Here is a 12,308-nt window from a genome sequence, read left to right as displayed (position 1 = left end):
TCATGACTACTGGCCTCTTTATTACATTTGAGGGCGGCGACGGTGCGGGTAAAACCACCCAATCCGAACTGCTGGCCAAATGGCTGAGTAAGCGCGGCTACGAGGTCGTGCACACCCGTGAACCGGGTGGATCAAGCCTTGGCGATTCGGTGCGCAACGTGTTGCTGCACGGTGGCCACGTGATGCCTCGTGCTGAAGCGCTGCTTTATGCTGCGGATCGTGCGCAGAATATCGCCGAGGTGGTGCGCCCTGCGCTTGAACGCGGTGCTGCCGTGGTGCAAGACCGCTACATTGACTCTTCTCTTGCTTACCAGGGCGCCGGACGACCGCTGCCTCAAGACGAGATTCGCCACTTGAACGTTTGGGCCGCACAGGGCCTCTGGCCGGCCGTGACGGTACTGCTTGACGTTGACCCGAGCCTTGCGGTTGAGCGTCGCGCCAAAGACGGTCAGAAAGCGGATCGACTTGAACGTGAGGCGGCTGAGTTCCATAAACGAGTTCGATCCGAGTATCTCGAACTTGCCCGCGCCGAGCCAGAGCGTTTTCTGGTGCTCGACGCGGCGTTGCCGATCGAAGAGCTGCACGCCGCCATCGTAGAACGGGTTGCGCCGCTTGTCAGTAACTGAACCAGTCTGAGACATCGTTTACACGCAAGAAGCGCGTTTCTACGGAATCTATAAATTCTTCCGCAGAAACGCGCTTCTTGCGTAAACCTGGCGTCAAAGGCTAAATGATCGCCACCAACAATTAGCTCATCACTGCCTCGTGGTCGCTCACGATCTTGAGGCCGATCACACAGCCAACAATGCCGATCAGTAAGAGCACCTTAATCAGGCTCGCAGACTCGGCGCCGGTCACCATGCCGTAGATCACTGCGAGCGAGGCGCCAACGGCGACCCAGACCGCGTAGCCGGTGCCTGTCGGAATATCACGCAGGGCCCAGGCCAGGCCGCCCATGCTGATGATGAGTGCACCAAAGAAGGTGACGGTCGGCCAAAGCTTTGTGAAGCCCTCGGACTTACCGAGAGCGGTCGCCCAAACGGCCTCGAAGATGCCTGAAACGATCAGAATAATCCATGCCCACATGGCTTGCTCCTTTGGCAAGTCTTGTCGCACACGGGGTACTTGTCTATCGTCCCGGGGCTTGATTCACAGCCCGCCAAAAGCATGACACCCCCGCCTGGGCAATGCCTGTGCAAGGCCCAGCGGGGGTGTTGTAGCGGGCTGTTCAGCCCAGATGTTTACTCTGAGATGCCTGGGCCTGCCGGCTGCTGCATTGAGCGCTCAAAACGGGCAGCTGCTGCGTTTGGCAGTGCCGTGTTGAAGTCTGGCTCAATAACATCGCCAAAGCGAGCAGGGAGAGTTTCACGTGAAGCACCACGCAGCTCGGCAAGCGGCAGCGTGAAGCGGTCCTGAACCTCAAGGGCAGCGTCTGGGCCAGGCACGTCGGTGACACCGATTCGCAGCACTGGGAAGTCGCGACCCTCGCAAAGGCCACGGAACTTCACGTCCTCCTCGTGCGGCACAGCGACGAGCACGCGCCCCTGCGACTCCGAGAAGAGTGCAGCAACCGCGTCAACGCCGTCACGCGACATGATTTCATCGATCCAAACGCGAGCGCCAACACCGAAACGCAGCACACCATCGGTGAGCGCCTGAGCCAGGCCACCCTCGCCAAGGTCAACGGCAGCCGAAAGCAGACCGCTTTGCGATGCGCCGTGCAGCAGCTCAGCGAGCGCGCGTTCGTCGTCGAGCGAAACCTGAGGTGGCAGACCACCGAGGTGATCGTGCACTGCCTCAGCCCAGGCAGAGCCGTCGAGCTCGTCGCGGGTGGTGCCGAGTAGGTAAAGGTGCTCGCCCTGATCCTGCCAGCCCGATGGCACACGACGAGCTACGTCGTCAATAATGCCGAGCACACCAACAACTGGAGTTGGGTGAATCGGGGTATCACCGGTCTGATTGTAGAACGAGACGTTACCGCCGGTCACTGGCACCTCAAGTGATAGGCAAGCGTCTGACAGGCCCTCAACAGCCTTCGAGAACTGCCACATGACTTCTGGGTTCTCGGGGCTACCGAAGTTCAGGCAGTCGGTGACAGCGGTCGGCACGGCACCAGTGGTGGCGACGTTGCGGTATGCCTCAGCGAGTGCGAGCTGCGCGCCGGCATACGGATCGAGCTGGCAGTAGCGGCCATTTGCGTCGGTCGAGATCGCGACGCCGAGGCCGGTCTCTTCCGAAACACGAATCATGCCCGCTGCATCTGGGAACGACAGTGCGGTGTTACCCAGCACGTAGTAGTCGTACTGGTTGGTGATCCACTCTGCTGATGCCTGGTTTGGTGACGATGCGACGGCGAGCAACTGGGCGCGAAGATCCTCGCCGCTGTTGTTGCGCGCGAGACCCGCAGCGTTTACCGAGTCTGCTTGCAGCGAGTCGATCCAGCTTGGGTAAGCAACGGGGCGCTCGTAAACAGGGCCGTCAACAGCAACGGTCGATGGATCGACATTCACGATCTCTTCGCCGCGCCAGTTGATGATCAGGCGGTTTGTGTCGGTAACTTCGCCGAGCACGCTTGTCTCAACATCCCACTTCGCGGTGACCGCGAGGAACTCGTCAAGCTTCGATGGCTGCACGATAGCCATCATGCGCTCCTGGCTTTCGCTCATCAGAATCTCTTCTGCGGTGAGCGAAGGATCGCGAAGCAGCACGCTATCGAGCTCGATGAACATGCCACCGTCGCCGTTTGCAGCCAGCTCACTGGTTGCGCACGAGATACCGGCAGCGCCGAGATCCTGAATGCCCTCAACCAGCTCGCCCTGGAACAGTTCGAGGCAGCACTCGATGAGTACCTTTTCCGCGAAGGGGTCGCCGACCTGGACGGCTGGGCGCTTAGTTGGGCCACCCTCGTCGAAGCTGTCGGACGCGAGGATCGACGCGCCGCCGATGCCATCGCCACCGGTGCGGGCACCGAAGAGCACCACCTTGTTGCCAAGGCCAGAAGCGTTTGCGGTGTGCAGGTCTTCGTGGCGCAGCACGCCAACACCGAGTGCGTTCACGAGTGGGTTTGCCTGGTAGACCTTGTCGAAGACGGTCTCGCCGCCGATGTTTGGCAGGCCGAGGCAGTTCGCATATGACGAGATGCCGGCAACAACGCCGTGCACCACGCGTGCGGTGTCTGGGTCGTCAATTGCACCGAAGCGCAGCTGATCCATCACGGCAACTGGACGGGCACCCATTGAGATGATGTCGCGGATGATGCCGCCAACACCGGTTGCAGCACCCTGGAAAGGCTCGATGTATGAGGGGTGGTTGTGGCTCTCGACCTTAAAGGTCACCGCCCAGCCCTCGCCGACGTCGATGACGCCCGCGTTCTCGCCCATTCCAACGAGCAGGCGCTCTTTCATCTTGTCGTTTACCTTCTTGCCGAACTGGCGCAGGTAAATCTTTGAAGACTTGTAGGAGCAGTGTTCGCTCCACATCACGGAATACATAGCGAGCTCGCCCGAGGTTGGGCGGCGGCCAAGAATCTCACGAATCTTGGCATATTCGTCAGCCTTCAGACCAAGAGCAGCAAAGGGCTGCTCTCGTTCTGGCGTCGCGATTGCGTCGGCAACGGTATCGGGGCGGGGTTCGGTGGCAGCTGCATGCGTCTCGGTCACCCTCTAAGCCTACCTTTGCTTTTGGGTGCGTTGGATCGCCCGGCCTTGGCGCAATCTTGGTGAACGGTGGCGATTCTCAGCCAGGCGCGCCAAACTGTATCTATGAGCACTCAAAATGACTCGCAGCTTCCCGCTGGAAGCGCGCCTACCGCAGCGCCAAATCCCGTTGTCCCGGCAGCCAAGAAGGCGGCGCCTGAGACTCCGGGTAAAAAAGTGCCAACCTTTTTGAAGATCAGTATTGTGCTGCTCGCGGCACTCTCGATTGCAGCTATCTCGCTGCTGTTTATTGGTGATTTCGAGGGCAAATTTGAGCGGGTCTTCTCGACCTTTATCGCCTTCGCAGTGTTTGTTGCGTTGACCGCATTCGATACTCGTCGTGGCATGCGCAACGAGTGGTATCCACCGGTTGCCTTGCTCGCAAACTCGTACATTCTTGCTCTGCTGCTGATCGTGGTCTGGATGACCCCCTCAGGCTGGTCGCTCGTCTTCGACATTTTCTGGAAGAGCTTGATCGTGATCGTGGCAACGCGAGCAGTGGTCGGTTGCGCACAGCTGCTGCTCTTCTTGGCTGAAGGCAAGCCAAAGCCACTTGGCGTATTTGCCATGATCACGAGCCTTCTGGCTACCGTGACCGGCATTCTCTTCACCGCACCCATCGCAATCGATGTCTTCAACGTTGAGATTCCAGATATCTACTGGCGCTTCGCTGTTGCCGCGCTCTTGCTGACCGGCCTGAGCCTGTCGATTTCGCTGTTGCTGCGCTGGTCGTATGGCAGCGGGGAGCGTGAAGAAGCTCGACGCATGCGTGAGGCCGAGCGCCTTGCCGCAGTGCAGAACTACCCGAACCCGGCAGCACCGTACCGGGACACGCCAGCTCAGCTGCCTGCGATGCCAGTGGCTCCGCACGCAGAACCGGCAGCGTTTGTCGCGCCAGCCGCCCCAGCAGCGCCAGTGCTGCCAGAGGTGCCTGCTCCCGCAGCGACCCCAGAACAGCAGCTTCTGCCGTGGCCTACTTTCGCCGACGGCACGCCACTGCCAGTTGGCGCAGACGGCCAGCCCGATTTCTCGGCGTTGAACCGCTAAATCAGCATCTTGTAAGCGCGTCAACCGCACGAATGTGTTCGACGCGTTGGGCAGCGTGATCGCTCAGAGCCCCAAGCAGCCACCGTGCAGCTTGGGGCTCTTTCGCTGCCCTAGAATCGCTTGGTGAGTATTCCCGCTTCTCTAGTGATTCGTTTAATTCAAGACGACGAGATCGAGGCGGTGAGCACTCTGACTGTTGAGTCGTACACCTCTGCATATGAGATTAACGATCGATACCGCACTGAACTTGGGCAGGTGGCCGAGCGAGTTTCGAAGCAGCAGGTCTGGGTCGCGCGTGATGCTCAGACCGATGAACTGCTCGGCACTGTCTCGACGCCGCTACCCGGTGAGTTCTTGAACGATTACCCGCAGCCCGGCGACATGGATTTCCGGCTACTCGCAACAACTCCAGCAGCGCGCGGTAGGGGAGTGGGGAAGGCCCTCGTCAAGCACTGCGCGCAGCTTGCACGAGAACGGGGCGCGAGCCGCTTGGTGCTACACACGAACGCCGAAATGCACCTCGCTGTTGGCCTGTACACAAGCATGGGATTCGCGCGCCTCAGCGACATCGAAGACGATTTTCCCTACCCACCAAACATTTGGTACCCCGTGCACGTTTACGGAATGGTGCTCTAACCGCGCGCCCGTCTTCCTGCTGCGGCCTCGCAGTCATCCTGCGGACGTGTGGCAGGCCGCAGGATCTTCAAGTGCAAACAACTGAGCCGCAGGCTCTCAACCCGATTGGGCGAGAGCCTGCGGCTCAGTTGATCCAGCGTGATAGCCGAAAGCTCTGGCTGCGTTAGACGCGAGCGGTCAGTGACTCCAAAACGCTCGTGAAGAAACGTAGACCGTCGGTGCCCGAGCGCATTGCTTCTGGGCTGTTCGGGCCAAAGCCTGGCTCGACCGCGTGCTCAGGGTGCGGCATCAGGCCGACCACATTGCCGGCGGCGTTGGTGAGCCCAGCGATGTCGTCGAGCGAGCCATTTGGGTTCACGCCGCGGTAGCGGAACGCCACCTGGCCTTCGCCCTCAAGGCGCTTCAGTGTCTCTGCGTCAGCGATGAAGCCGCCGTCGGCGTTCTTCAGCGGAATGGTGATTTCTTCGCCGACCTCGAACTGGTTGGTCCAGGCGGTCGATGCGTTTTCAACGACGAGGCGCTGATCGCGGCGAATGAACTGCTGGTGTGCGTTGCGAATCAGGCCGCCTGGCAGCAGATGTGCCTCAACGAGTACCTGGAAGCCGTTGCAAATGCCGAGCACTGGCATGCCCTTGTTTGCTGCGTCAACAACCTCAGTCATGATTGGCGCGACAGCGGCAATCGCACCCGCGCGCAGGTAATCGCCGTAGCTGAACCCGCCGGGAAGCACGATCGCGTCGACGTCCTGCAGATCGTGGTCGCCGTGCCAGAGTGCTACTGGCTCTGCGCCGACGAGTCGAATTGCGCGCTGCGCATCGCGGTCGTCGAGTGAGCCGGGAAAAGTGACTACGCCAATGCGTGCCATTATTCGGCCGACCCGTCGCCGAAGTCGATGCCGACGACGTCTTCGATCACGCTGTTCGAGAGCACCTGCTCTGCGAGTTCACGTACTTCCTTTTTCACCTCGTCGGTGATTGGGCCGTCAACGGTCAGCTCAAAGCGCTTGCCGATCCGTACATTCTCAAACTTGCCATGCCCGAGGCGAGCAAGCGCCCCCGTGGTCGCTTTACCCTGTGGGTCAAGCAGCTCGGCCTTCGGCATCACATCAACAACAATCGTAGGCACGTGTTCTCCGTGTTCGCGTATTGGGGGTGGAACGTCGATTCAAGTCTACCCCGGTAAAAAGTATGAATTTTCCGTGACTGGATACGTTGTCATCGAGTGGATACGTGGGACGCCGCGCCCAAGGTATCCACTCGAACACAACGTATCCACTCGGCGCAGGTGCGGGCGATGGGCCCGGGACAGTCAGCCCGGGACGGTCAGCCCGCGATGCGGGTGAAGAGCTCGCGGTAACGGTCGAGCGTCTGCGCGACGATTTCATCTGGCAGCACGGGCGGCTCGCCTTGCTTGTCCCAGTTCGCAGAGAGCCAGTTGCGCACAATCTGCTTATCGAAGCTCGACAGGCGATCCGCGCCCCCCGCCGCGTAAAGCGTGGCATCCCAGTAGCGTGACGAATCACTCGTGAGTACTTCGTCGGCGAGCGTAAGTTCACCGCTCTGCGGATCCCGCCCAAACTCGAACTTGGTATCGGCCAAAAGCACACCGCGAGAAGCCGCAAGCTCGCGGGCCTTCGCAAAGATCGAAAGCGAGACGTCACGAAGTGCCGTTGCCGCTTCAAGTCCCACAATTTCAGCGCTCTGCTCGAACGTGATGTTCTCGTCGTGCTCGCCGAACGGAGCCTTATACGCCGGGGTGTAGATCGGCTGGTCGAGCAGATCGCCGTCGTTCATGCCAGCGGGCAGCGCAATGCCGCAAACCTCGCCAGTGCGAAGATATTCTGCGTATCCGCTACCGGTCAGCGCACCACGCACGACACACTCAATCGGGTACATATCGAGTCGTTTGGTCAGCATCGCGCGATCGGCAACGGCGGCAGGAACTTCAGGTGCGCCTGCCACTTCTGCACCAACGACTAGATGATTGGGCACCTCAAGCTGCTCAAACCACCAATTGGAAAGCGCCGTGAGTACCGCGCCCTTGCCGGTGATCGGCGGGTTCAGCACAAAATCGAACGCGCTGATCCGGTCGCTCGCAACCACCAGCAGGTAATCGCTCGACTCAATTCCTGCGGCGTCCGCAGGAATGTATAGATCGCGAACCTTGCCCGAGTAGACGTGCTGCCAACCAGGAAGTTCTAGGGTCTCGGTTTCCAACCCCTGGCTCACGCGACGCGCTCCGCAATATCGGTGCGATGCTGGCCGCCCTCAAGTGAAAGCTGCGAAACGCCCTGGTACGCGATTGCGCGGGCCGCGCCGAAGTCGGCACCACGAGCCACAACGCCGAGCACACGACCGCCGGTTGCGATCCAGCGTCCCTCTTCGTCAAGCTTGGTCGCCGCGTGCACCAAGTGCGCGTTCTCGATCGCATCGGCAAGCTCGCCGCTCGCGGCGATACCGGAAACCTCGCGCCCGGTCGTGACCTCTGCCGGGTAGCCCTCGCTCGCGACCACAACCACAACAGCGACATCATCACTAAACGTTGGATCGCCGAGCGTATCGAGGCGACCTTCGGCCGAGGCGAGCAGATACTCGCTGAGCGCCGAGGTCATACGAGGCAGTACCACCTGGGTCTCCGGATCGCCGAATCGGGCATTGAACTCGATAACCCTGGTGCCGGCTGCGGTCACAATCAAACCGCAGTAGAGCAGGCCGATAAACGGGGTGCCCTCAGCTTCAAGCTGTCGTACCGTTGGTAGTGCGACCTGATCGGTGATCTGCTGAACGAAGTCATCAGCAACCCAGGGCAGCGGCGAATACGCACCCATTCCGCCAGTGTTTGGCCCCTCGTCGCCGTCAAAAATGCGCTTGTAATCTTGCGCTGGGCTGAGCGGGCGAACGTTGTGGCCATCGGCGAAGAAGAAGAGCGACACCTCTTGGCCGTCAAGAAACTCTTCGATGAGCACCTCGCCGTGTGGCGCCCACGTGGCAACGTGCGCAATTGCTGCGTCGCGATCCTCGGTGACCAGCACACCCTTGCCTGCCGCGAGACCGTCGGCCTTCACCACGTATGGCGCGCCGAACTCGTCGAGCACACTGGCTGCCTCTGCCTCGTTCGATACCTTGCTTGCACGACCGGTCGGCACATTTGCTTCGGCCATGATGCGCTTTGCAAAAGCTTTTGACCCCTCGAGCTGTGCTGCTGCCTCGCCCGGACCGAAGACCGGAATGCCAGCTGCCCGAAGCGGATCGGCTACGCCGGCGACAAGCGGCGCCTCTGGGCCGATCACAACCAGATCGAAACCGCGCTCTGAGACAAACTCGAGCACTGCTGCTGGGTCGGTGTAATCGAGCGCTGGAGTTTCTACTCCGGCGGCTGCGATACCAGCGTTGCCTGGTGCACACACAACCTCATGTGCGGTGGCTTCACTGAGAAGAGCTTTGACAATGGCGTGTTCGCGGGCGCCCGGCCCCAGCACGAGAATTTTCACCTCTCAAGCCTAACTGTCTTCGGCGGGCGAGTCGCCGCTTGGGGTCGCTAAGGTGGTTTGTAGCGCGGCACACTGGGCCAGCACCCCGAATCGCCGCGCTTCCACTGGACGGAATGTAGCAAATTCTTTCAATCGCTTTACAGATTGTCAGATACCTCTCATTTTGTCGGACGTTCAAATTCACATCTCCTAAGCTTCTGTACATCTAGACACGATGCTGTGCAGATGCAGGTCAAGTAACGAATTCGAGGAAGAATGGTTAAGCAGCGCGAACGCGTTGAGCAATTGCCCACGTACATTCAAGGCAAGTCGATCCCCGGAGCGATCAAGCTCTCTTCGAACGAGAACCCGTATCCTCCGCTTGAGTCTGTAGCGCAGGTCGTTCGTGACCAGGCTGGCTCGATCCAGCTTTACCCAGACATGGGTGCCGTTGCCATCCGGGCCCGCATCGCTGAGCGTTTTGAAGTTCGCCCTGAAGAAGTTGCCGTTGGTGCAGGTTCGGTCGAGGTAGCAAACCAGCTGATTTCGGCTGCTGCCGGCGAAGGCGACGAGGTCGTATTTGCCTGGCGTTCGTTCGAGGCCTACCCGATTCTTGTTCAGATTGCTGGCGCAACTCCCGTAGCTGTGCCGCTTACCGCCGACGATCGCCATGACCTGCCAGCTATGGCTGCTGCGATCACGGAGCGCACCCGTCTCGTGCTGGTCTGCAACCCAAACAACCCAACCGGCGCGGGCGTCTCCACCGCCGAACTCGATGAGTTCATGAAAGCTGTGCCGAGCGACGTGCTTGTCGTCGTTGACGAGGCATACGTGCACTTCAACAACGATCCGGAATCAGCCGACGGTATCGACTTCTTCCGCCGCTACGAGAACGTTGCCGTGCTGCACACCTTCTCAAAGGCATACGGCCTTGCAGGTCTGCGCATTGGCTACGCGATCGCCCGCGAGCAGGTTGCCGACAACCTACGCAAGGTGGCAGTGCCGTTTGGTGTGAGCGCTCTCGCTCAACAGGCCGCGATTGCGTCGCTCGACGCCGAGGCAGAGCTTGACGAGCGAGTACAGGTGCTCGTTGCGGAACGTGCCCGGATGACCGAAGAGCTGCGCCGCCTTGGCTGGCCTGTGCTCGACTCGCTCGGAAACTTCGTCTGGATTCGCACCGGAGAGCGCACGTCTGAAATTGATGTCGCACTTCGTGAGAGCGCAGTAATTGCGCGTGCTTACGGCACTGATGGCATCCGAATCTCGGTTGGTTCGCCAGAAATGAATGACCGTTTCCTGGCGGCTATCGCGCCAGTGGCACCTATTTCGGCAGACTAGCTCTTAGTGCGTGCCCGCAGCGCGGGTGCGTGCAATACAAAACTTCTCGTGTTTTCGAGATTTACCCCCCACCTCACAATGAGTTAAGGATCATGAAAATGAAACGCAAAGTAATCGCGGGTATCGCACTCGCAGCTGCGAGCGCTCTGGCACTCGCAGGATGCAGCAACGGCTCAACCGATGGCAACGATGCATCGGCAGCTGACTACAACATCGGTATTTCGCAGCTCGTTCAGCACCCAGCGTTGGATGCGGCAACCGAGGGCTTCCAGAAGGCTTTCGAAGATGCAGGCATCAACGCGAAGTTCGACATCCAGAACGCAAACGGCGAGCAGGGCACCGCGGTCACCATCGCGCAGACCTTCGCTTCGCAGGATCTCGATCTGGTGCTCGCAGTTGCAACCCCAGCTGCGCAGGCAATGGCTCAGGCCATCACCGACAAGCCAGTGCTCTTCACCGCAGTGACCGACGCTGTTGCTGCTGAGCTCGTTGACTCGAACGAGAAGCCAGGCGCAAACGTCACCGGCACCAGCGACATGGCGCCAATTGACGAGCAGCTGAAGCTCCTCAAGCAGATCGTGCCAGATGCCAAGAAGGTCGGCATTGTGTACGCATCGGGCGAGGTTAACTCGCAGGTTCAGGTTGATGCAGCAACCGAGGCAGCACCAGCACTCGGCCTCGAAATCGTGTCAACGACCGTGACCACCGCAAACGACATCCAGCAGGCTGCTGAGGCTCTTGGCGATGTTGACGCGATCTACGTACCTACCGACAACATGGTTGTTTCGGGTATCTCGTCGCTCGTGCAGGTTGCGGAAGCAAAGAAGATCCCTGTGATCGGCGCTGAGTCGGGCACCGTTGAGGGTGGCGCTGTTGCAACTCTCGGTATCGACTACTTCCAGCTCGGTTACCAGACCGGTGAGATGGCAATCAAGATCCTCAAGGATGGTGGCGATCCAGCAACCATGGCCGTAGAGGTATCGAAGACCTTCTCGTACGTGGTGAACCCAGGTGCTGCAGAGCGCATGGGCGTAACTATCCCGGCTGACATCCTCGACCAGGCCGAGACCGTCGAGTAAATCTCCCTCGCACGTTTTTACGTTCGATTGAGTACTAGTTACTAAGGAATACACATGATTGGCGCACTCGAGCTTGGGCTCATTTACGGTGTGATGGCACTCGGGGTCTACCTGACCTTCCGCGTGCTCAACTTTCCAGATCTGACTGTTGACGGAAGCTTTACTACCGGAGCAGCCACAGCCGCGACGCTAATCGGTTCCGGTGTGAACCCCGTCCTCGCCACCCTCGCGGGTGGCGCGGCCGGGGTGATCGCCGGCATTATTACCGGTCTGCTCTACACCAAGGGGCGGATCGACGGCCTGCTCGCAGGCATCTTGACCATGATCGCGCTCTGGTCAATTAACTTGCGCATTATGGGTAAGGCAAACTTCCCACTATTGCGTTCTGAGACTGTGTTCACCCCACTCAAGGAATCGTCGATGCTCGGCACCTGGGTAGGCGTAGGCATTCTCTTTGTGGCCCTGCTTGTGCTGAAGTTCGTGGTCGACTGGTTCCTCTCAACGAACCTTGGCCTTTCGATTCAAGCAACCGGCGATAACGGTCCAATGATTCGTTCGTTCGGCGTTTCGACTGACTTCACCGCGATTCTGACCCTCGGCCTTTCGAACGGTCTTGTTGCACTCTGTGGTGCGCTTGTTGCTCAGTACCAGGGCTTCGCAGATATTTCGATGGGTGTTGGTCTGATTCTGGTTGGTCTCGCTTCGGTGATTCTCGGTCAGGCGGTCTTCGGTCAGCGTTACATCTGGGTGGCAACCTTGGCAGTAATCTTCGGTGCACTGCTTTACCGCCTCATTATTTTCGGTGCGCTGAAGGTGGGTCTGAACCCGAACGACATGAAGATGATCACTGCAGCCCTCGTGATTCTCGCGCTGCTGTTGCCGCGTTGGGGTTTCTTGAAGAAGCTGCCTTCGCTGCGCGGTCGCGGTGGTCGTGTGCAACCGCGTGAACCGAAATCAGCTGAACCAGCTGTTGCGCTCACTGCCGGAGTCGGGGTCATCGACGCTGAAGAAGCTGCCGGTGCCAAGGCGGGTAAGGAATAAATC

The 12,308-nt window shown here is 59.7% G+C and carries 12 protein-coding genes; 6 read left to right on the top strand and 6 right to left on the bottom strand.

What is annotated here, in order from left to right; translation table 11 throughout:
- Positions 1–2 precede the first annotated feature (2 nt).
- Complete coding sequence (tmk, locus tag QBL02_RS02975; RefSeq protein ID WP_282724864.1) at positions 3–626, top strand: dTMP kinase; 624 nt, start codon at positions 3–5, stop codon at positions 624–626.
- Positions 627–747: 121 nt separating this feature from the next.
- Here tmk and QBL02_RS02970 read toward each other — a convergent pair whose 3' ends face one another.
- Positions 748–1,086 carry a multidrug efflux SMR transporter gene (locus tag QBL02_RS02970; protein ID WP_282724863.1) on the bottom strand — a complete coding sequence of 113 codons (339 nt, stop codon included), beginning with the start codon at positions 1,084–1,086 and terminating at the stop codon, positions 748–750.
- Positions 1,087–1,241: 155 nt separating this feature from the next.
- Positions 1,242–3,659, bottom strand: coding sequence for a phosphoribosylformylglycinamidine synthase subunit PurL (gene purL / locus QBL02_RS02965; RefSeq protein ID WP_282724862.1), 2,418 nt, complete (start codon positions 3,657–3,659; stop codon positions 1,242–1,244).
- 102 nt (positions 3,660–3,761) lie between these two features.
- On the opposite strand from purL, the gene QBL02_RS02960 reads away from it, so the two are divergent.
- Both QBL02_RS02960 and QBL02_RS02955 read left to right on the top strand, forming a co-directional pair.
- Positions 3,762–4,742 (top strand): hypothetical protein, encoded by a 981-nt coding sequence (locus QBL02_RS02960; RefSeq protein WP_282724861.1) that lies wholly within the window; start codon positions 3,762–3,764, stop codon positions 4,740–4,742.
- A 123-nt stretch (positions 4,743–4,865) separates the two neighbouring features.
- Positions 4,866–5,378 (top strand): GNAT family N-acetyltransferase, encoded by a 513-nt coding sequence (locus QBL02_RS02955; RefSeq protein ID WP_282724860.1) that lies wholly within the window; start codon positions 4,866–4,868, stop codon positions 5,376–5,378.
- Positions 5,379–5,541: 163 nt separating this feature from the next.
- On the opposite strand, the gene purQ is transcribed toward QBL02_RS02955, so the two are convergent.
- From purQ to purD, 4 genes are all read right to left on the bottom strand, one after another.
- A complete protein-coding gene (gene purQ / locus QBL02_RS02950; RefSeq protein ID WP_282725271.1) occupies positions 5,542–6,246 on the bottom strand; it encodes a phosphoribosylformylglycinamidine synthase subunit PurQ in 705 nt (234 codons plus the stop codon).
- Positions 6,243–6,503: a phosphoribosylformylglycinamidine synthase subunit PurS gene (gene purS, locus QBL02_RS02945; protein ID WP_282724859.1), complete on the bottom strand. Its 261-nt coding sequence runs from the start codon at positions 6,501–6,503 to the stop codon at positions 6,243–6,245. The genes purQ and purS overlap by 4 nt, the downstream gene beginning before the upstream one ends.
- Positions 6,504–6,700: 197 nt before the next feature.
- Entirely contained in the window at positions 6,701–7,606 is a 906-nt protein-coding gene (locus tag QBL02_RS02940; protein WP_282724858.1) for a phosphoribosylaminoimidazolesuccinocarboxamide synthase, read from the bottom strand.
- A complete protein-coding gene (purD, locus tag QBL02_RS02935; RefSeq protein WP_282724857.1) occupies positions 7,603–8,868 on the bottom strand; it encodes a phosphoribosylamine--glycine ligase in 1,266 nt (421 codons plus the stop codon). Before purD ends, QBL02_RS02940 begins: the two co-directional genes overlap by 4 nt.
- A gap of 255 nt (positions 8,869–9,123) precedes the next feature.
- Here purD and hisC point away from each other — a divergent pair, with 255 nt between their 5' ends.
- The 3 genes from hisC (at position 9,124) to QBL02_RS02920 (ending at position 12,305) form a co-directional block, all read left to right on the top strand.
- Positions 9,124–10,185, top strand: a complete 1,062-nt coding sequence (gene hisC / locus QBL02_RS02930; RefSeq protein ID WP_282724856.1) for a histidinol-phosphate transaminase — start codon at positions 9,124–9,126, stop codon at positions 10,183–10,185.
- A 92-nt stretch (positions 10,186–10,277) separates the two neighbouring features.
- The gene (locus QBL02_RS02925; protein ID WP_282724855.1) at positions 10,278–11,264 is read left to right on the top strand and encodes an ABC transporter substrate-binding protein; all 987 of its coding nucleotides are present in this window, start codon (positions 10,278–10,280) and stop codon (positions 11,262–11,264) included.
- 54 nt (positions 11,265–11,318) lie between these two features.
- On the top strand, positions 11,319–12,305 hold the full coding sequence (locus QBL02_RS02920) for an ABC transporter permease (protein WP_282724854.1): 987 nt from the start codon (positions 11,319–11,321) through the stop codon (positions 12,303–12,305).
- Positions 12,306–12,308 lie beyond the last annotated feature (3 nt).

It is taken from the genome of Leucobacter sp. UT-8R-CII-1-4, assembly GCF_030010235.1.
In the GTDB taxonomy this organism is placed as follows: Bacteria; Actinomycetota; Actinomycetes; order Actinomycetales; family Microbacteriaceae; genus Leucobacter.
Note: the sequence above shows the minus strand (reverse complement) of the source record. Positions and strands in the feature narration are given on the sequence as shown.